The sequence below is a fragment of the Roseitranquillus sediminis genome (assembly GCF_016918935.1).
In the GTDB taxonomy this organism is placed as follows: domain Bacteria; phylum Pseudomonadota; class Alphaproteobacteria; order Rhodobacterales; family Rhodobacteraceae; genus Roseitranquillus; species Roseitranquillus sediminis.
Genome location: NZ_JAFFOB010000018.1, coordinates 177600 through 197779 on the forward strand (window position 1 = coordinate 177600; position 20180 = coordinate 197779).

At 66.9% G+C, this 20180-nt stretch carries 17 protein-coding genes, 2 tRNA genes and 1 pseudogene; 11 read left to right on the forward strand and 9 right to left on the reverse strand.

Going from position 1 to position 20180, the window contains the following annotated elements:
• Window positions 1-49: 49 nt before the first annotated feature.
• The 3 genes from JM664_RS12725 to JM664_RS12735 all read left to right on the forward strand — a co-directional run bounded on the left by JM664_RS12725 (window position 50) and on the right by JM664_RS12735 (window position 3323).
• On the forward strand, window positions 50-1060 hold the full coding sequence (locus JM664_RS12725; protein ID WP_227420300.1) for an ABC transporter permease: 1011 nt from the start codon (window positions 50-52) through the stop codon (window positions 1058-1060).
• A complete protein-coding gene (locus tag JM664_RS12730; protein ID WP_227420301.1) occupies window positions 1053-2054 on the forward strand; it encodes an ABC transporter permease in 1002 nt (333 codons plus the stop codon). The genes JM664_RS12725 and JM664_RS12730 overlap by 8 nt, the downstream gene beginning before the upstream one ends.
• 213 nt (window positions 2055-2267) lie before the next feature.
• Window positions 2268-3323 carry a YeeE/YedE thiosulfate transporter family protein gene (locus JM664_RS12735; RefSeq protein WP_227420302.1) on the forward strand — a complete coding sequence of 352 codons (1056 nt, stop codon included), beginning with the start codon at window positions 2268-2270 and terminating at the stop codon, window positions 3321-3323.
• 9 nt (window positions 3324-3332) lie between these two features.
• On the opposite strand, the gene JM664_RS12740 is transcribed toward JM664_RS12735, so the two are convergent.
• The 4 genes from JM664_RS12740 to JM664_RS12755 all read right to left on the reverse strand — a co-directional run bounded on the left by JM664_RS12740 (window position 3333) and on the right by JM664_RS12755 (window position 8193).
• Window positions 3333-4619, reverse strand: a complete 1287-nt coding sequence (locus JM664_RS12740; protein ID WP_227420303.1) for a DUF3422 family protein — start codon at window positions 4617-4619, stop codon at window positions 3333-3335.
• Window positions 4620-4644: 25 nt separating this feature from the next.
• Entirely contained in the window at window positions 4645-6084 is a 1440-nt protein-coding gene (locus tag JM664_RS12745; protein WP_227420455.1) for an NAD(P)(+) transhydrogenase (Re/Si-specific) subunit beta, read from the reverse strand.
• 19 nt (window positions 6085-6103) lie between these two features.
• On the reverse strand, window positions 6104-7669 hold the full coding sequence (locus JM664_RS12750; protein WP_227420304.1) for a Re/Si-specific NAD(P)(+) transhydrogenase subunit alpha: 1566 nt from the start codon (window positions 7667-7669) through the stop codon (window positions 6104-6106).
• Window positions 7670-7764: 95 nt separating this feature from the next.
• The gene (locus JM664_RS12755; protein ID WP_227420305.1) at window positions 7765-8193 is read right to left on the reverse strand and encodes a methyltransferase family protein; all 429 of its coding nucleotides are present in this window, start codon (window positions 8191-8193) and stop codon (window positions 7765-7767) included.
• A gap of 113 nt (window positions 8194-8306) precedes the next feature.
• On the opposite strand from JM664_RS12755, the gene kynU reads away from it, so the two are divergent.
• Both kynU and JM664_RS12765 read left to right on the forward strand, forming a co-directional pair.
• Window positions 8307-9497 (forward strand): kynureninase, encoded by a 1191-nt coding sequence (gene kynU / locus JM664_RS12760; RefSeq protein WP_227420306.1) that lies wholly within the window; start codon window positions 8307-8309, stop codon window positions 9495-9497.
• The gene (locus JM664_RS12765) at window positions 9494-9967 is read left to right on the forward strand and encodes a GNAT family N-acetyltransferase (RefSeq protein ID WP_227420307.1); all 474 of its coding nucleotides are present in this window, start codon (window positions 9494-9496) and stop codon (window positions 9965-9967) included. Before kynU ends, JM664_RS12765 begins: the two co-directional genes overlap by 4 nt.
• Window positions 9968-10074: 107 nt before the next feature.
• On the opposite strand, the gene JM664_RS12770 is transcribed toward JM664_RS12765, so the two are convergent.
• The 5 genes from JM664_RS12770 to JM664_RS12790 all read right to left on the reverse strand — a co-directional run bounded on the left by JM664_RS12770 (window position 10075) and on the right by JM664_RS12790 (window position 14327).
• A complete protein-coding gene (locus JM664_RS12770) occupies window positions 10075-10851 on the reverse strand; it encodes a gamma-glutamyl-gamma-aminobutyrate hydrolase family protein (RefSeq protein WP_227420308.1) in 777 nt (258 codons plus the stop codon).
• A 97-nt stretch (window positions 10852-10948) separates the two neighbouring features.
• A complete protein-coding gene (locus tag JM664_RS12775) occupies window positions 10949-11332 on the reverse strand; it encodes a Rid family hydrolase (protein WP_227420456.1) in 384 nt (127 codons plus the stop codon).
• Complete coding sequence (locus tag JM664_RS12780; RefSeq protein WP_227420309.1) at window positions 11329-11766, reverse strand: GlcG/HbpS family heme-binding protein; 438 nt, start codon at window positions 11764-11766, stop codon at window positions 11329-11331. Before JM664_RS12780 ends, JM664_RS12775 begins: the two co-directional genes overlap by 4 nt.
• A gap of 5 nt (window positions 11767-11771) precedes the next feature.
• Window positions 11772-13931, reverse strand: a complete 2160-nt coding sequence (locus tag JM664_RS12785) for a malate synthase G (RefSeq protein WP_227420310.1) — start codon at window positions 13929-13931, stop codon at window positions 11772-11774.
• A 129-nt stretch (window positions 13932-14060) separates the two neighbouring features.
• Complete coding sequence (locus JM664_RS12790) at window positions 14061-14327, reverse strand: hypothetical protein (protein ID WP_227420311.1); 267 nt, start codon at window positions 14325-14327, stop codon at window positions 14061-14063.
• Window positions 14328-14439: 112 nt separating this feature from the next.
• Between JM664_RS12790 and pepN the strand changes: the two genes are divergently transcribed.
• The 6 genes and pseudogenes from pepN to JM664_RS12820 form a co-directional block, all read left to right on the forward strand.
• Window positions 14440-17007 (forward strand): aminopeptidase N, encoded by a 2568-nt coding sequence (gene pepN, locus JM664_RS12795; protein ID WP_227420312.1) that lies wholly within the window; start codon window positions 14440-14442, stop codon window positions 17005-17007.
• Between the two features lie 67 nt (window positions 17008-17074).
• Window positions 17075-17635, forward strand: coding sequence for a type 1 glutamine amidotransferase domain-containing protein (locus JM664_RS12800; RefSeq protein ID WP_227420313.1), 561 nt, complete (start codon window positions 17075-17077; stop codon window positions 17633-17635).
• A gap of 142 nt (window positions 17636-17777) precedes the next feature.
• A complete protein-coding gene (locus tag JM664_RS12805) occupies window positions 17778-18659 on the forward strand; it encodes a lysophospholipid acyltransferase family protein (protein WP_227420314.1) in 882 nt (293 codons plus the stop codon).
• A 51-nt stretch (window positions 18660-18710) separates the two neighbouring features.
• Window positions 18711-18785, forward strand: a tRNA-Val gene (locus JM664_RS12810).
• Window positions 18786-18805: 20 nt separating this feature from the next.
• Window positions 18806-18881: transfer RNA gene (locus JM664_RS12815), tRNA-Val, on the forward strand.
• A 206-nt stretch (window positions 18882-19087) separates the two neighbouring features.
• Window positions 19088-20180: pseudogene (locus tag JM664_RS12820) on the forward strand (IS5 family transposase); the annotation flags it as partial.

Consider the following 20180-nt stretch of genomic DNA (forward strand, 5'->3'; position numbering starts at 1 on the left):
CCGGGGCGCGAGCCGAGGAACGCAAGCCGCCCCGGAGGGACGGAACCACGTGCTGACCTACACGCTCAGACGCCTCGTGCTGGCGGTGCCGACGCTGATCGCCATCTCGTTCATCATCTTCCTGTTGCTCGACCTGGCGCCGGGGGATCCCACGGCGCAGCTGCCGCTCACCATCCCGCCGGAGGTGCGCCAGCAGATCCGCGAGAGCCTGGGCCTCGGCGAGCCGGTGCATGTCCGCTACCTGCTGTGGCTCAAACAGTTCTTCCTGACCGAGCCGCGATTCGCGCTCGAGGCGATCACCGGCTGGGATGTAGCGCCAGAGGGAGCGAGCCGCGTGATCTCGTGGCAGACGCGCGCGCCGGTGATGGACCTCGTGATCCAGCGCCTGCCGCAGACGCTCTGGGTCGTCGGCCTCGCCTACGTGCTGGGCGTCATCATCGCCCTGCCGATCGGCGTCATCTCGGCCTATCGTCAGTATTCTGCCTTCGACCAGGTCGGGACCTTCGTCTCGATGATCGGCTTCTCGGTGCCACCCTTCTTCACCGGCGTGCTGGCCATCGTGATCTTCTCGGTCCAGCTCGGCTGGCTGCCGTCGATCTACGACACAACGCACCGGGTCTTCGACTGGGACAGCTTCCTCTACCAGCTGCAGCAGATGATCATGCCCGTCATGGTGCTTGCGTTGCAGACCACGGCGCAGATCAGCCGCTTCATGCGCGCGTCGATGCTCGACAACCTCAACCAGGACTATGTTCGCACCGCCCGCGCCAAGGGCCTCGGCGAGCGCGACGTCGTGCTGACGCATGTTCTGCGCAACTCGATGATCCCGGTCGTGACGGTGATCGCTTTGGGCGTGCCCGGCATCTTCGGCGGCGCGATCATCACCGAGCAGGTGTTCAAGGTGAATGGGATCGGCCAGCTGCTCATCACTGCGATCCAGGCCAACGACGTTCCACTGGTGCAGACGCTGACCTTCATCTTTGCCGTGCTGATCGTGCTCTTCAACCTGATCGCCGACGTGCTCTACGGCCTTCTGGACCCGAGGATCCGGTATGACTGACCGTGACCAGCCGGAGGGCTTTCCCGTCCATCCCGCGCCGGGCGGGCGCGTGCCGGATATCGAGACGGGCGGCGCCGTCCCCGTGGACTTCGTGCAGGACCGGCCGCCGGAGGCCCCGCCACGCAGCCAGTGGGTGGATGTCTGGCGCCAGTTCCGCAGCCACAAGGGCGCTGTGGCTGGCGCGGCGTTCTTCATCTTCATCGTGCTGGCGGTGATGCTCGGCCCTCTGATCTGGACCATCGATCCGACCTACATCGACATTCGAGCGCGCAACACAGGCCCCAGCCTCGCGCATCCGTTCGGCGCGGACCAGTTGGGACGCGACATGCTCGCGCGGATGATGGCGGGCGGGCGCACCTCGGTGGCGGTGGGCATGACGGCAATGCTGCTCGCGCTGTCGCTCGGAACGCTGATCGGCGTGCTGGCGGGTTTTTTTCGCTCCCTCGACGGTCCGCTGATGCGGCTCACGGACCTGTTCCTGGCTCTGCCGCTCCTGCCGTTGCTTCTCGTGATGGTCATGCTGTTTCGCCAGACGCTGGCGACGAACTTTGGCCCGGAGACGGGCATCTTCATCCTGATCGTGGTTGCCATCGGCCTGACCTCCTGGATGCCGACGGCGCGGATCGTCCGCGGCGATGTCCTCGCCATCAAGGAGCGCGAGTTCGTTCTTGCCGCCCGCTCGATCGGGACGACGAACTCGCGCCTGATCGGCCGTCACATCCTGCCGAACGTGCTGTCGCCGATCATGGTGTCCGCCACGCTCGGCATCGCGAACGCGATCATCACCGAATCGGCGTTGTCGTTCCTCGGCCTCGGCTTCCCGCCAGATTTCCCGACCTGGGGGCGGCTGCTCTACGACGCGACGGACTACCTGCAGCAATATCCCGAGCGGGTGTTCTGGCCGGGGCTGGCAATCTCGCTCACCGTCCTGTCGGTGAACTATATCGGCGACGGGCTGCGCGATGCCCTCGACCCGCGGATCCGGGGCCGCTGACGGTGAAATAAGGACGCATTCCACCCGCAGGCTCCGTTAGCCGGAACCGGATTTCACGCATCGCCTGTCGCGCGAAACGCCGTCGCGCCGTCTCGAGCTTATTGGGACACGCAGGCGCGGCCTGCCGGACCTGCGGACATTTCCCCTCTTGCTGACGCAGCGAAAAGCACCGAGATGGCGGGGCGTCAATCACGCCTCGAGGGAGCTTGCCGCATGTTCGCATCGTTCGGATTCGAGTCGCTGACCGCCGCGCAGGCGTCGGTCGTGCTGGGCCTGATCCTCGGTCTTGCCTTCGGCGCGCTCGCAGAGGTCACCCGCTTTTGCCTGCGCCGCGCGGTTGCCGGCGAGCGAAGCGAGCGACGTACCGCGGCAGGGGTCTGGCTCGCCGCGCTGGCGGCAGCGCTCGTGGGGACGCAGGTTGCCGTTGCGTCGGGCTTCATCGGATTCGACGAGCATCGCTTCATGAATGCCGAACTGCCTTGGTTGGCCATCGTCGGCGGTGGCGCGATGTTCGGCGCCGGCATGATCCTGACGCGCGGATGCGTCTCGCGAATGACCGTGCTGCTGGCGTCGGGCAACCTTCGGGCGCTGACGGTCCTGCTGGTCTTCGCGGTCACCGCGCATGCGACGCTGAAAGGCACCTTCGCCTCCGTGCGCACCGCCATCGGATCGGTGACGCTGCCGCTCGGCGAAGCGACTTCGCTCGCCGCGCTGCCGGGGGGCGCCTTGTTCTGGTCCGGCCTTCTGGCCATCGCAGCGGCAATCTTCGCGGTGCGCTCCGGGGTCAGACCGCTGCATCTGGGCCTCGCGGCGCTGCTCGGCCTCCTCGTGCCGGCCGGCTGGGTGGGCACGGGCTTCCTGCTCTACGATGATTTCGATCCGATCGCCTTCGAGAGCCTCAGCTTCACCTCGCCGACGACCGAAGCGCTTTTCTGGAGCATTGCCTCCACCTCCATTCCCGCCGGGTTCGGCGTAGGGCTTCTTGGTGGCGTGATCCTGGGCGCCGGTGCGCTTGCCCTCGCGTCCGGCCGCTTCACCTGGCAGAGCTTCGAGTCGCCGGCGCAGACGGGCCGCTATGTCGCAGGCGCCGCGCTGATGGGCGTGGGTGGCGTACTGGCTGGGGGGTGCACCGTGGGCGCGGGCCTCGCGGGGGTGCCGACGCTGTCCGTCGCGGCGCTTCTCGCGCTGCTCTCGATCGTCGGCGGCGCGCTCCTGGCCGACCGCGCGCTGAACCGCACGCCGCAGGCCGCTGGCGTACCGGCCGAGTAGCGGCCGCCGCTATTCCGGCTCGACCTTCCGCCGGATGCTGCGGATCGTCAGCCACACCACCAGCACCACGGGCGGAACGAGGGCTGCGGTGAGCACGCCCTCGCCCCAGCCATTCGGCGCGAACGGGTACGCGAGATACCGCACCAGGTTCAGGGCGTAGTAGCTGATCGCAACCACCGAGAGCCCCTCGACCGTCTTCTGCAGCCTGAGCTGCAGGTCCGCCCGCCGGTTCATGCTCTCCAGCAGATCACGGTTCTGGGCCGAGCGCTCGACATCCACCCGGGTCCGCAGGAGGTTGCCGGCGCGGCTGGCTCGCTCCGCCATCGCGTGCAGGCGGCGCTCGGTCGATTTCACCGTACGCATGGCCGGGTCGAAGCGGCGCATCATGAATTCAGTAAAGGTCTGACGCCCGTCCACGCGCTCCTCGCGCATGACCTCAATGCGCTGGTTCACCAACGCCTCGTAGGCCGCCGTCGCACCGAAACGGAAGCTGGCCTCGGCGATGACCTTCTCCAGTTCCGCCGAGACGTCGAGCAGCTCCTTCAGCGTCTCGTCAGGGCGAGTGACCTCGCCGGTCATCTCGCTCATCAGACCGGTCAGACGCCGGTCCATCTGCGCCATCCGGTCCGCCAGCCCGCGGGCACGCGCGAGGCCGAGCATCGACATCGTCTTGTAGGTCTCGATCTCGCAGAGGCGCTGCACGATCCGCCCGGTGCGGCGTGGGCCGATCCCGTCGCGGACGAAGACGGCCATGCGAACATGCCCCGTCGCATCGATGCGGAAGTCGGACGCCATGATGGCGGCATCGTCGACGACGCGGCTGACAGCGAGGCTCTCCGGCACGAACCACTCGCCGAGCTTGCGCCCGATCACCGTCTCGTCGGCGGGCATCGGCTCGACCCGGATAAGCGCCGAGGTCATCCGCACACCTGGCGCGGCGCTCAGCCACTCGTCCGGAAAGAGCGAGAAGGTGCGGGCATGGAACGGCGCCTCGGCGTTGCCCTCCTCGAATATCGTGTAGCTCACGAACTCGGTGTGGCTCTCCCACTTGAGGAGGTGGCGACCGATGATGCCGGAGTAGTGCGTGGCGCCGGGCTGCGGATGCGGGGCGCCATATCTGTCGAGCAGTGCGACGAGGTGGCCGCGGTCGGCCTCGCGGTCGCGCGATGCGGCGTCGCGCGGCCGCTTGACCGCCAGGAAGGCCGCCCGGCACGGCACGTCGAGCGACGGAAACGGCCGCGCATGCAGCTCGTTGGTGAGCTGGAAGCGCAGCGGATGCTCCTCGATCGGTGGCATCCCCTGCCCTCAGGTCCGTCCGGCGCTAGCTCAGGTGCCCGAGAAGTGCATCGACGCTTGCCTTGGCGTCGCCGTAGAGCATCCGCGTGTTGTCCTTGTAAAAGAGCGGGTTCTCGATGCCGGAGTAGCCGGTGCCTTGGCCGCGCTTCGAGACGAAGACCTGCCTGGCGCGCCAAACCTCCAGCACCGGCATTCCGGCGATCGGCGAGCTCGGATCCTCCTGCGCCGCCGGATTCACGATGTCGTTCGAGCCGATCACGATCGCCACGTCGGTCGAGGGAAAGTCCTCGTTGATCTCGTCCATCTCGAGAACGATGTCGTAGGGAACCTTGGCCTCGGCGAGCAGCACGTTCATGTGCCCCGGCAGGCGCCCGGCCACCGGGTGGATGGCGAAGCGCACCGTCTTGCCCTTGGCACGGAGGCGCTTGGTCAGCTCACTCACCGACTGCTGCGCTTGTGCTACCGCCATGCCGTAGCCCGGAACGATGACGACGCTGTCGGCGTCGTCCAGCGCCTGCGCTACCCCCGCCGCGTCGATGGCGATCATCTCGCCCTCGATCTCACCCGCCGCCGACTGGGTCGCGCCGAAGCCGCCGAGGATCACGCTGACGAAGGAGCGGTTCATCGCCTTGCACATGATGTAGCTGAGGATCGCACCCGAGGACCCGACGAGCGCACCCGTCACGATCAGCAGGTCGTTGCCCAGCGTGAAGCCGATCGCCGCCGCGGCCCAGCCTGAATAGCTGTTCAGCATGGAGACCACGACCGGCATGTCTGCGCCGCCGATCCCCATGATCAGGTGCCAGCCGAGGAAGCCGGCGATCAGCGCGACGAGGAGCATCGTCCAGATGCCCGCGCCGTTGAAGTAGAGGATGCCGAGGATCAGGCAGAGCGCCACCGCACCCGCGTTGAGCGCGTGGCCGCCTGGCAGCTTCTCGGGCTTGGCCGAGATCCGGCCGGCGAGCTTGCCGAACGCCACCACCGAGCCCGTGAAGGTGACGGCCCCTATGAAGATGCCGAGGAAGACCTCGACCTTCAGGATCGCGACCTCGACCGGGTCCTTGAGTGCCAAGGTCCGGCTGAAGCCGGTCAGCTCGCCCACTGGACCCGGCTGCATCAGGAGCTCGCGCACGTTCGAGAGCTCGATGTCGGCATTGAGCCCGATGAAGACGGCGGCGAGTCCGACGAAGGAGTGCAGCGCCGCCACCAGCTGCGGCATCTCCGTCATCTCGACCCGCTTGGCGACATACTGGCCGGCGTAGCCGCCGACGGCGACCAGCAGGACGACCAGCAGCAGGTTGGAGACGCCGGGCGCCATCACTGTCGCCAGCACGGCGATGGCCATGCCGACAATGCCGTACCAGATGGCCCGCTTGGCGCTCTCCTGGTTCGAGAGGCCCCCGAGCGACAGGATGAAGAGTACCGAGGCGGCGATGTAGGCCGCCGAGACCAGTCCGTCAGAGATCATGTCCCGCGCCCCGCTCTCAGGATTTTTCGAACATCGCGAGCATCCGGCGCGTCACCAGAAAACCCCCGACGATGTTGATGCTGGCAATGAGGATCGAAACCGACGCCAGCAGGATGACGAGAAAGCTGGTCGAGCCGATCTGAAGCAGCGCCCCGATGATGATGATGCCCGAGATCGCATTGGTCACGGCCATCAGCGGCGTGTGCAGTGCGTGGCTCACGTTCCAGATGACCTGGAAGCCCACGAAGCAGGCGAGCACGAAGACGATGAAGTGCGACATGAAACTTGCCGGCGCGAAGGCACCGACGATCAGCATCAGAAGCGCGCCCGCGACCAGGATCCCGACCTGGAATCGAGTCGCCTTGCGAAAGGTGTCGAGTTCGGCCGCGCGCCGCTCCTGCGGCGTGAGCTCCTTCGGCTTGGCGCGCGGGGCCGCGCGCGCGATAGCCTGCACCTTCGGCTTGGGCGGCGGAAACGTGATTTCGCCGCCGTGCGCGACGGTGGCGCCGCGGATCACGTCGTCGTCCATGTTGTGGGCGATCTGACCGTCCTTGCCGGGCGTGAGATCTGTCAGCATGTGCCGGATGTTGGTGGCGTAGAGCGTGCTCGACTGCGTAGCCATGCGGCTGGGGAAGTCGGTGTAGCCGACGACGGTGACGCCGTTGTCGGTGACAATCTTCTCGCCCGGCACGGTAAGATCGCAGTTACCGCCCTGCTCTGCCGCGAGGTCGACGACGACGCTGCCGCGCTTCATCAGCCGGACCATTTCCTCAGGCCAGAGCTTCGGCGCCGGTCGGCCGGGGATCAGCGCGGTGGTGATGACGATGTCGACCTCGGGCGCCTGCTGGCGGAAGAGGGCCATCTCTTTCTCGATGAACTCCGGCGAAGCGGGCTTGGCGTAGCCGCCCTCGCCGGACTGATCCTCATCGAACTCGAGCATCAGGAACTCGGCGCCCATCGACTCGATCTGCTCGGCGACCTCGGGGCGCACGTCGAAGGCGCGCACCACGGCGCCGAGGCTGACCGACGTGCCGATCGCCGAGAGTCCCGCGACGCCGGCGCCGATCACCAGCACCTTGGCCGGCGGCACCTTGCCCGCCGCCGTCACCTGACCGGTGAAGAAGCGGCCGAAGTTGTTGCCGGCCTCGATCACGGCGCGGTAGCCCGCGATGTTGGCCATCGAGCTCAGCGCGTCCATCTTCTGGGCGCGGCTGATCCGGGGGACCATGTCCATCGCGACGACGCTCGCGCCCGTGTCGCGGACGCGGTTCAGCATCTCCTCGTTCTGGCCCGGGTAGAAGAAGGAGATCAGCGTCTTGTCCGGTCCCAGCCGCCCGGCCTCATCCTCGGTCGGGGGGCGCACCTTTACGATGACGTCCGCGCGCGACCAGAGTTCTTCGGTGCCGTCAACGACCTCGACGCCCGCCTGCCGGTAGGCGTCGTCGGTGAAACCTGCCCGCTCGCCCGCGCCACTTTCTACCAGGCAGGTATGGCCAAGCTTGCTGATCTGGGTTGCGCTGTCGGGCGTCAGCGCCACCCGAGCTTCGCCCTCGTAGGTTTCTTTCGGTGCTCCGATCTTCACGGCCGTCCCTCTCTCGCGCGTCGGTTCACGATCCCGTTGAAACTTCCTTAGCGTCCGCCCCGTAGCAGCACAAGCAACGGGCGACGCAGCGGCAGTCAGATCCAGCGACGGGTCCGGCCTGCGTACTCTTCGAACCGCGCGCCGAAGGCCTCCTCAAGCCGCCGCTCCTCGTACCTGATGAAGCGACGGTCGAGCACCACGAAAAGCACCGGGACGAGGAAGAGCGCCAGCAGCGAGCTCCAGATCAGTCCCAGGGCCGCCAGGATCAGGAGGTCGGCGAGGTAGATCGGATTTCGGCTGTAGCGAAAGATGCCGCCGGTGATCAGCGCATCGGGACTTTCGCCGGGGATGATCGTGGTGCGGTAGCGCCGGAACTGGAGCGCCGCCTTTGCCATGAGCAGCGCTGCGAGCCCGAGGAGCACCCAGCCGCCCGCGTCTGCCCAAAGGCCGAGATCCGGAGCCGGCGCAATGCGCGCCTGGAGCCATCCGGCGAGGAGGCAGGCGGCAAGCCAGACGGGGGGCATGTCGAGCCATCGCATCCCGCACAGATACCGTGCGGCCGGCTGGCATGACAACCGACAGCGCAGGGCATGCGGCGCGCTTGACCCGCGCCGGGTTGGCCGCGACAAGTCTCGGCATGACGGACTTCGACAGGACGCGCACGTTCTTTCACCTCCCGGATGGCCTCGTCTATCTCGACGGCAATTCCCTCGGTCCGCTCCCGGTGGCGGTGCCCAAACGCCTCGAGCGGATGCTGCGCAGCCAGTGGGGCGAGATGGCGATCGGCGGGTGGAATCGTGCCGGTTGGATCGACGCCCCGCGACGTGTGGGCGATCGTATCGGCCGGCTGATCGGGGCGGAGCCGGGGCACGTGGTCGCGGGCGAAACGCTCTCGATCAAGGTGTTCCAGGCGCTTGCGGCGGCGCTGCACCTGCGCCCGGACCGATGCGTGATTCTGTCGGACAGAGGGAACTTTCCCTCTGACCTCTACATGGCCGACGGCCTCGCGCGGCTGACCGAGCGGCACGAGATCCGGGTCGTCGACCCCGAGGATGTCGAGGCGGCAATCGGCCCCGACGTTGCCGTCCTGCTGCTGACCGAGGTCGACTATCGCACCGGCCGGCTGCACGACATGGCGCGGCTGACGCGCGCTGCCCACGCGGCCGGGGCGCTGACGGTGTGGGACCTTGCGCATTCGGCGGGGGCGCTGCCGGTTGATGTCGTGGCGGCCGGCGCGGACTTCGCCGTCGGCTGCACCTACAAGTACCTCAACGGCGGACCCGGAGCGCCCGCATTCGTCTACGTTGCGCCGCGCCACGTCGACCGTGTCGAGCCGTCGCTGGCGGGCTGGCTCGGTCACGCGGCGCCGTTCCGCTTCGAGGCGCGATATCGTCCCGGCGCAGGGATCGACCGGATGCGGGTCGGCACGCCGCCGATCCTGCAACTCGCCGCCCTCGACGCCGCGCTCGACTGCTGGGACGATGTCGACATGGCAGACGTGCGCCGCGCCTCGCTGTCCCTGCAGAAGACCTTCATCACAGAGGTGGAGGCCTCCTGCCCCGAGTTGAGTCTCGCATCGCCCCGCGAGAGCGCGCGGCGGGGCAGCCAGGTGTCGTTCCGCCACCCGGAGGGCTACGCGATAATGCAGGCGCTGATCGCCCGCGGCGTCGTCGGCGACTTTCGTGCGCCGGACCTCCTGCGGTTCGGTTTCGCGCCGCTCTACATCGGCGATGCGGACGTGCGGCGGGCGGCGCAGGTGCTGGCAGAGGTGATGCATGGGCGGCTTTGGGATCACGATGCCTATCGCGCTGTGGCGGCGGTGACATGAACGGCAATCTGACACTGCGCCGGATGCGGCCGGGAGAGGAAGGGCGGCTCTGGGAGGTGCTGCGAAGCGCCGTGCTGAAGGGCACGGCCGAACATTATGACGACGCACAGCGCAAGGCGTGGGCGCCATCGAAGCCGGAAATCTCATGGCCCGCGCGCCTGAGCGTCGACGCCTGCTTCGTTGCCCTGCTGGACACGCTCGTTGTCGGCTTCATGGCGGCGGACGAGCATGGACATATCGATCTGGCCTACGTGCTGCCCGACATGAAGAACTCCGGCATCGGCACGCGACTGCTGGAGCGGATAGAGGGCGAGATGCAGCTGAACGGCGTCCGGCGACTGACGACGGACGCGAGCCTCGTCGCGCAGCCGTTCTTCGAGCGCCGCGGCTGGACCTCGGGCAGGACCGAGACGGTCACCCGCAACGGCCAGTCGCTGCGCCGCGTGAAGATGCACAAGAACCTGACGTGAACCTGCCGTCGCGCGTGCGTCAGGCCGCGCCGGCGAAGATGATGCTGGCGATCAGGACGAGGATCAGCACGATCGCCAGTGCCAGCAGGACGAGGCGCCGATTCACTTCACGCGCTGCGCAGTGTCGGCGTCTGCCGCCCGCGTCTCCAGGCGCGGCAGGCGTCGCCGAAGGAGGCGAAGAGCGGGCGCGAGACCGGGTCCGTACGCGCCTGCCACTCGGGGTGCCACTGGACCGAAAGCGCGTATCCAGGCGCACCCTCGATGTAGATTGCCTCGGGCGTGCCGTCGTCCGCGTGTCCGTCCACGACGATGCGCCGGCCCAGATCAACGAGGCCCTGCCCGTGCAGCGTGTTGGTCATCACCCGCGTCGCGCCGAGCAGGCGGTGAAAGGGACCGTTCTCGGTGAAGGTGACGCCGTGACGGATGGCGAACTTCTCCTCCAGCGTCCCGTCGGGCGGCATCCGGTGGTTCATCCTACCTGGCAGCTGCCGGATCTCCGGGTGGAGCGTGCCGCCCATCGCCACGTTGACCTCCTGAAACCCGCGGCAGATGCCAAGCAGCGGCTGCCCACGCTCGACGCAGGTGCGCACGAGCGGCAGCGTCAGTGCGTCGCGATTGCGGTCGAAGGTGCCGTGCGCCTCGGTCGCGACCTGCCCGTACTCCTCCGGGTGGACGTTCGGACGGCCGCCCGGAAGCAGGAAGCCGTCGCATGTCTCGAGCAGCTCGGCCACTGAGACGAGCGACGGGTCGGCTGGCACGATCAGCGGGATTGCCTCGGCCACCTGCGCGATCGCCTGCGAAATCATCGTGCCGCCGGCGTGTACCGGATACTGGTCATTCACGAGCTGGCTGTTGCCGATGATGCCGATGATGGGCCGCGTCATGTCTTTCCTGATTTGAGGCGCTGACCGGAAGGTATACCCGGCGTCGATGGTGCGACGCAACATTCGACCTCGGACGGGCGACGCGGAGCCCGGCGGCTCAATCCTCGGGCAGGAGTGCCGTGACTTCGATCTCGATCTTCATGCGTGCGTCGAGGAGGCCCGCCACGATCATCGTCGCGGCCGGGCGCGCGATGTCGAACCATTGCCGCAGGACCGGCCAGCAGGCGCGAAAGTCCTCGGCGCTCGCGGCGATGTAGCGGACGCGGACGACGTCGTCGATGCGAGCACCCGCCGCCTCGAGCGCAGCGGCGATCGTCCGGAGCGCCGCCTCGGCCTGCGCGGCGGGATCGGGATTGATGGTCAGGGTCCGGTGGTCGAGCCCGGTGGTGCCCGCGACGAAGACGAAGCGCCCGTCGCGGACGGCGCGGATGTAGCCGATCTCGGCGGCGAGCTTGCTGTCGCCGCCGATCCGCGGGCTTATGCGCGGCCGCTGAGGCCGGCGGCCTCGATCCCCGCCATCCCTGCCGCCGCGTCGTTGTCGGAGGTGTCGCCGGTGACGCCGACGGCGCCGATGACGACGCCCGACTGGTCCACGAGGATGCCGCCCGGCACCGGCACCACCTGACCGCCGAACGCGCCGTTGAGGGCCGCCATGAAGTAGGCCTGCTCCTCGGCACGGGCCATCTGGGCGGAGCCGGGCATCCCCGTCATCACGGCGCCGTAGGCCTTGCCCTGGGCAATGGCGAAGCGGCCGGGCGACGCGCCATCCTGCCGCTCGAACGCCTTCAGGTTGCCGCCCGCGTCCAGCACGACGACCGAAAGCGGCTTCAGCCCCATCTCGGCCCCTTTGGCGAACGTGGTCGAGATGATCTTGCGGGCCTGGTCCAGCGTCAGCATCGTTGTCTCTCCTGTCATGTCGTTCAGCCCGCCTTGCGCTTGAGTTCCTGCCGGCGTGCATGCAGCACCGGCTCGGTGTAGCCGGACGGTTGCACCCGTCCCTCGAAGACCAGATCGCAGGCGGCGCGGAAGGCGATCGTGTCGTAGTCGGGCGCCATCGGGCGGTAGGCTGGATCCCCCTCGTTCTGCCGGTCGACGACCGCCGCCATCTTGCGCATCGCCTCCATCGCCCGCTCTTCGGTGATGACGCCGTGGTGCAGCCAGTTTGCCATCGCCTGACTGGAGATACGGCAGGTAGCGCGGTCCTCCATCAGCCCGACGTCGTTGATGTCAGGCACGGTCGAGCAGCCGATGCCTTGGTCGATCCAGCGCACGACGTAGCCGAGGATACCCTGAGCGTTGTTCTCGATCTCGGCCGAAATCTCGTCGTCCGACCAGTTGTGGCCGGTCGCGAGCGGGATCATCAGGAGGTCGTTGAGGCCGGCGCGGGCACCACCCTGCGAGATCTCCTCCTGCCGGGCGGCGACGTCGACCTGGTGGTAGTGGATCGCGTGCAGCGTCGCCGCCGTGGGCGACGGCACCCAGGCGCAATTGGCGCCCGCCTTCGGGTGCCCGACCTTCTGCTCCAGCATGTCCTCCATGCGGGCGGGCATGGCCCACATGCCCTTGCCGATCTGCGCCTTGCCCCGCAGGCCGCAGGCGAGGCCAATGTCCACGTTGCGGTCCTCGTAGGCCTTGATCCACGTCGAGTTCTTCATCTCGCCCTTGCGGATCATCGGGCCGGCTTCCATCGAGGTGTGGATCTCGTCGCCGGTGCGGTCGAGGAAGCCGGTGTTGATGAAGGCGACGCGGTGCTTGGCCGCGCGAATGCACTCCTTGAGGTTGGCGCTGGTGCGCCGCTCCTCGTCCATGATGCCGAGCTTGACAGTGTACTGCGGCAGGCCCAGCACATCCTCGACGTGGCTGAAGATGCGGTCGGCGAAGGCAACCTCCTCCGGTCCGTGCATTTTGGGTTTAACGATGTAGATCGAGCCGGCGACTGAGTTGCGTGGCCCGCTGTCCTTCTTCAGGTCGTGGGTGCCGATCAGCGTCGTGATCATGGCGTCCATCAGACCCTCGAACGCCTCGGCGCCGTCGCGGTCGTGGATCGCGGGGTTGGTCATCAGGTGGCCAACGTTGCGCACCAGCATCAGCGCGCGGCCCTTCAGCGTGAACTCGCCGTCCGGCCCCTCGACGCGCAGATCGTCGTTCAGGCGGCGGGTGAAGGTGCGGTCACCCTTGGAGACCTCCTCGGTAAGATCGCCCTTCATCAGGCCGAGCCAGTTGCGATAGGCCAGCACCTTGTCGGCGGCGTCGACGGTGGCGACGCTGTCCTCGCAGTCCATGATCGCACTGACGGCGGACTCCAGCACGACGTCCGCCACGCCGGCGGGGTCGGTCTTTCCGATCTGGTGCTCGCGGTTGATCAGGATGCGGATGTGGAGGCCGTTGTGGCGCAGGACCACGCTGTCCGGATCCTCGGCGGAGCCGGTATGTCCGACGAAGACCGCGGCGTCGGCCAGCCCGGTCTCGCCGTCGCCTATTTGCGCCCTAAGCGCCCCACCGGCGACACTGTACGCGGTCACTTCGGTGTGGTTGCCTTGCGCGAGCGGCACAGCCTCGTCGAGAAACGCCTTCGCCCGCGCCACGACGCGCTCGCCGCGGCCCGGGTCATAACCGAGGCTCGAAGGCAGGTCGCCCATGGCATCGGTGCCGTAGAGGGCGTCGTAGAGCGAGCCCCAGCGGGCGTTCGCGGCGTTCAGAGAGTAACGGGCGTTTGTGATCGGCACGACGAGCTGCGGACCCGCGATGCTGGCGATCTCAGGGTCGATGTTCGATGTGTCTATGACGAAGTCATCGCCCTCGGGCACGAGGTAGCCGATCTCCTGCAGGAAACCACGATACGCCTCGGCGTCGTGCTGCTGCCCGGCGCGCTGACGATGCCACTCGTCGATCTTGCCCTGCAGATCCTCCCGCGTCTCCAGAAGCTTGCGGTTCTCCGGCCCGAACTCGTGGATCAGCGCCGACAGCCCCGACCAGAAGCGTCCAGCGTCGATGTCCGCGCCGACCAGTGCCTCTTCCTCGATGAAGCGCGCCAGCTCCTCGGCAACCTGCAACCCTTCGCGATCGATGCGCTGAACCATCTTTCCCCCTGCTCCGCTCGGTGCCTTCACGGCTCAGCCGTCATACTGGACGATGTTTCCGAAAGGCAACCGGAGTTCGAAGGAGGCGAGCGCGGAGGCGCCCGCCGTGGGAGAGGATACATGCGACGTTCAGTTCTCGGCGGCTGGACCCTCGGTCGGATCGCCGACGACATCGCCCATCGGCTCGGCCACGGCCGGTTCGTCGGTCTCCTCGACTGCGCCGGTCCGGCCGTCGACCTGCACGTCAGCACCCTCCGGCTCGTTGCCCGTGAAGAACACGTAGAGGAGTAGCAGGATGAGCAGCCCCACGGACCACATCACGACGGCTCGCATTCCGAGCAGCGGCGCCTTGTGCTGCTCTTTCTGCTTCTCGACGTTCGTTTTGGGTGCAGACATGACGAATCTCCTTGGTTTGCGCGCGGGGCGCGCTGCTGGCTGACTTCACGGCCATGGACCTGTCGCCCTTCCGACCGATCGGCTCACCCACCATTCAAGCGGAACCGGGGCCATGAACGAGAGCGCGCCTCGAGCCGTCCTGCTGTCAGAGTATCGTCCATATCCATTCGCTGTCGATGAGGTGCGGTTGATTTTTCGCCTGCATCCAACCGCAACACGGGTGACGTCTTGCATCCGCTTCAGGCCTCTCGGTCGTTTGCAGGACCTCGTTCTGGACGGGATCGGGCTGACGCTCGTGAGGGTGTCCATCGATGGTCGGCCGCTCACCCGCGACATGTATCGGCTGGAGGCAGGATCGCTCCGCGTGCCCACGAGGCACCTCCCGGACCGATCGTTCACATGGGAGGCGGAGGTCGAGATCGACCCTTCGTGCAACACGTCGCTAGAGGGGCTCTACATCTCGCAAGGCATGTATTGCACGCAGTGCGAGGCCGAGGGGTTTCGCCGGCTCACCTACTACCCTGACCGTCCCGACGTGATGTCGCGCTTTCACGTCCGGATCGAGGCGAGCAAGCCAGTGCTGCTGTCGAACGGCAACCTTGTAGTGGCGGGCGACAACTTCGCGGAATGGCACGATCCCCACCCCAAGCCATCGTACCTCTTCGCACTGGTGGCAGGCGAACTCGTCGCCGAGACGGCGAGGTTTCGCACGGCGAGCGGGCGACCGATCACGCTGAACCTTTGGGTGCGTCCCGGCCCCGACGAAGGCAAGCGCAGCTACGCGCTTGACGCACTCCAGCGCGCGATGCGCTGGGACGAGGAGGTCTACGGTCGCGAATACGACCTCGACGTCTACAACATGGTTGCCGTCGACGACTTCAACATGGGTGCGATGGAGAACAAGGGCCTCAACATCTTCAACTCGAAATACGTGCTGGCCAGCCCCGAGACCGCGACCGACCGCGACTACGAGCTGATCGAGGGGATCGTCGCGCACGAATACTTCCACAACTGGACCGGAAACAGGGTCACCTGCCGAGACTGGTTCCAGCTTGCGCTGAAAGAGGGTCTGACCGTCTTTCGCGAGCACCAGTTCATCTCGGAGATGCGCAGCGCGCCGGTGCGCCGCATCGAGGAGGTGAAGCTGCTGAAGTCGCGTCAATTCCGCGAGGACAGCGGGTCGCTGGCGCATCCGGTGCAGCCGCAGGCCTACATCGCAGTGAATAACTTCTACACCGCGACAGTCTACGAGAAGGGCGCCGAGATCATCGCCATGATCTTCCGACTCGTCGGCGAGGACGCCTACCATCGCGCGGTCGCCCACTTCCTCGGGCGCTTCGACGGCAAAGCCGCGACCATCGACGACTGGCTCCGCGCGTTCGAGGAGATCACGGGCCGTGACCTGTCGCAGTTCCGCCTCTGGTACAGCCAGGCAGGCACGCCGCGCGTCACCGTGCGGGACGAGTGGCACGACGGCGTCTATTACCTGCACTTCCGGCAGGAGACGCCGTCCACGCCGGGGCAGCCCTTGAAGCACCCACTGCACATCCCCTTCGCGATCGGCCTCCTCTACCCGGACGGCAGCGAGGCCCTCGGCACGACAATGCTCGAGTTGACGCGGACCGAGCAGTCCTTCCGCTTCGACGATCTGCGCGAGCGGCCCTTTCCTTCGCTACTGCGCGATTTCTCTGCGCCGGTTCTGATGCATCGCAGCACGTCGGTCGAGGAGCGCGCGTTTCGCCTCGCCTCCGACACCGACCCGTTCGCCCGCTGGGACGCGGGACGTGTCCTCGCGAAGGACGTGCTCTACGACATGATCGTCAACAACGCCGAACCGGGCACCGTCTATCACGACGCGGTGAGGGCAATGCTGCTCGACGATCACCTCGACCCCGCCTTCCGCGCGCTGACGCTGGGTCTGCCCGGCGAGGACGACATCGCGCAGACCATGTACGACGCCGGCGTCACGCCGGAGCCGACACGCATCTATCAACTCAAGCGGCGCCTTAACCTTCGTCTCGCCCACACGCTGAGGGACGCGCTCGAGCATGTGTATGACGCGATGGAAGCCACGGGACCCTATACGCCCGACAGCGAAGCCGCTGCACGGCGCGCCCTGCGGCTCGCGTGCCTCAACCTCCTGACCTGGGTCGATCGCGGAGACCGTGCTCGGACGCTGCTGACGATGGCGGACAACATGACGGAGCAGTTCGGCGCGATGACGGCACTGATGCAGGTCGGACTCGGCGCACGAGAACTCTTCGAGTTCTACTGTCGATGGCGGGACAACCGGCAGGTCGTGGACAAATGGTTCAGCCTTCAGGCCGCTCACGCTCCGCCTGATCTCGCGGCCGACGTCGTGCGCAGCCTGACCGACCACGACGACTTCGACTGGCGCAATCCCAATCGCTTTCGCGCGCTCTTCGGTGCCTTCGCGAGCAATGCGGCCGGTTTTCACCACCCGTCCGGACGCGGCTACGACCTCGTGATCGAGTGGCTCCTGAAGCTCGACGCGGTAAATCCACAGACCGCAGCGCGGCTGCTGAGCGCGTTCGAGACATGGCGCCGATACGATCCGCATCGACAGCAGCAGATGACTGCGGCGCTGCGACGGGTCCTCGTCAACGAGAACCTCAGCCGAGAGACGTTCGAGTTGGTGACGCGCATCCTGCAAAGCTGATCGTCTCGGGGCGGAACATAGCGCCGGGACACCCGTTAGGAGGTCCAACCAGCGAAGGAGGCCAGTCATGCCGGCCATCAACGACAGCAAGATCCTGATCATTGCCACCGACGGCTTCGAGCAAAGCGAACTCGTGGTCCCCCGCGACAAGCTGCGCGAGCACGGCGCGACCGTACATCTCGCCTCGCCCTCCGGCGACGGCATCAAGGGTTGGGACAACGCCAACTGGGGCCACGTCGTGGAGGTCGATGCGAAGATCGAGGACGTGCGCGTCGACGACTACGACGCGATCGTCTTGCCGGGCGGCCAGATCAACCCGGACCTGCTTCGCACCGACAAGGCGGCGGTCAAGCTGGTCAAGGACTTCGTGCAGAGCGACAAGATCGTCGCAGCGATCTGCCACGGGCCGTGGATGCTCGTGGAAGCCGACGTGGTGCGCGGCCGCGACATGACGTCCTATCATTCGATCAGCACTGACCTCAGGAACGCCGGCGCCAACTGGATCGATAAGGACGTTGTGGTTTCGAACGGCATCATCACCAGCCGCAAGCCCGATGACCTCGACGCGTTCGTCGCGAAGATCGTCGAGGAGGTGGAGGAAGGCGAGCACCAGAGGCCGGCCGCCTGACCTCCCCCCCAAGGTCAGGCCAGCGGCGCCCGGACCTCAAGGTCCGGGCGTTTTGGTGCCGAGAGTGCGCTGGCCCATGGAACTTCACCTTCAAATCGTTCAGTGTCATGGAACTGACGCAGAACAATGGTGTTTCGCCGCCATGCGCGAACGACTGGATCCGCTGATTGCCGAAAGGGCTCCATGGCTCTTCGGCGATCATTTCTACAGCCGTCCTTCGCGCCAAGTGCTCACGCGCCTGCTCGGTTACGGACGGACCCTGGCGCTGGCCGAACACTTTCGCGATCGCTCAACCGAAGAGATCATGAGCACGATGGGCGATCTCCTCGCTCGTGACGTCGAGGTCCAGGGACTGGAGCGGATCCCGCGCAACGGGCCGGCCCTGATCGTGGCCAACCATCCCACCGGCATCGCCGACGGCATCGTGCTTCACCACCTGATAGCGCCGCTGCGACCGGACCTATTCGTCTATGCCAACTCGGACATCCTGCGCGTGCTGCCGCAGATGGAGAGCCTGATCGCGGCTGTGGAATGGCGCCCCGAAAAGCGCTCCCGCGCCAAGACGCGCGAGACCATGGACTACACCCGTCGCGCCCTCGAGGCCGGCAGGCTCGGAATCATCTTTCCGGCGGGACGGCTGGCAAAGCGCCGCGGGCTACGGCTGTTCGAGCGGGACTGGATGACTTCGGCGGCGATGATCGCGCGCAAATTCGATCTTCCGGTGATCCCGGTGAACATCCGCGCGCGCAACTCGGTCCTGTTCTACCTCTTCGACCTCCTGCACCCCACGCTCAGGGACATCACGCTGTTCCACGAGACGCTGAACAAGTCCCGCCAGCCCTACCGCGTGAACGTCGGCGCGCCGATCTCGGCCGAGGCTCTCCCCGCACGGTCAGAGGATGGGATCGAGGCTCTGCGGCAGGCGACATTGCGGCTCGGCGGTCGTCACGCACCGACCGTATCGCTGGTCGACGTGACCCGGCGCCCCGCCTTCGCGCGCCGGCTCGGCCTGCCCACGGGCTGACGCGGCTCGGCCCTTGCAGAGGCCCGGCGGACGCGATAATGGCACGCCGTCGGGTGATTAGCTCAGTGGTAGAGCGCTTCGTTCACATCGAAGATGTCGGGAGTTCGAATCTCTCATCACCCACCATGCTCGCTGTATTGCGGCGCGGGTGATTAGCTCAGCTGGTAGAGCATCTCGTTTACACCGAGAGGGTCGGCGGTTCGAGCCCGTCATCACCCACCACGCCGCCCAGCGAAGGCAGAGGCCTCGCTTCGCCCAGACGAGGATGCTGATTGAACCACTCTGCCGTGCAAGTTCCTCTCTATTTGGTTCGGCCTGAACAAAGCGCATGCTGTTGATTTCGCCAGATAGCAGGCCGTTTCTGGTGGTTTCTGATTGCAGGGATTCGTAGGATTCCGGCGAGAACCCTGCGATTTCGGATGCCGCCCATGAAGCCGAAGACCCGCCACCCTGAGCAGGACGATCTGCTGCGGCCGCGCCTGGTAGATTTGATCGACATGCGTCATGAGCTGGTGAAGCTCGAGGCGGTGATCGACTGGGAGTTCCTCGAGCGGGAGTGGGCCGGGTTCTTCCCGTCGGCAAGCGGGAGGCCCGCGACGTCACCGCGGCTGGTGGCGGGCTGCTCTGCCTCCAGCACGCCTTCGCCCTCTCGGACGAGGCTGTGGTCGCGCGGTGGGTCGAGAACCCGTACTACCAGCACTTCTGCGGCGAGACCTTCTTCCAGCACCGCCCGCCGATCGATCCCTCCTCGCTCACCCGCTGGCGCCAGCGGATCGGCGAGGAGGGCGTCGAATGGCTGCTGACCAAGAGTGAGGAGGAAAAGGAAAGGCCCCAGTGGGGCGTTTCCCCGACGAACGAAGCCGGCCGCGCCTCAGGCACGGTCGCGGACAAGAGTTTGGAGCGGGTGTCGGTCGACACCACGGTGATGGGAAAAAAACATCGCGCACCCGACCGACGCCCGGCTCTACGAGACGGCGCGGCGGAAGCTGGTGGCGCTCGCCGCCGAGGCGGGATCGAGCTGCGCCAGAGCTATGCGCGCCTGGCGCCGCGGCTGGCGGCGAAGGCCGGCCGCTACGCCCACGCGCGTCAGTTCAAACGGATGCGTGAAGCGCGCTGCGAAGACTGAAGGGCTACACGGGTCGGCTCATGCGCGATCTCCGCCGCCGGCTCGAGGACATCCCGGAAGGGCCGCTGCGCGAGCGCATCCTCGACATGCTGGTGCTGACCTCGCGGCTCCTGCACCAGCAGCCGAAGGACCGCGGCAAGCTCTACAGCCTGCACGAGCCGGAGGTGGACTGCATCTCCAAGGGCAAGGCGCGGGTGCGGTATGAGTTCGGCACCAAGGTCAGCGTCGCCGCCACCATCCGCGAGGGCTTCATCGTCGGCATGCGGGCGCTGCCGGGAAATCCCTACGGCGGCCACACCCTCGCCGAGGCGCTCGAGCAGGTCGAGGTGCTGACCGATCGCCGCCCCGTTCTCGCTGTCGTCGACCGCGGCTACCGCGGGCACGGCGTCGAGACC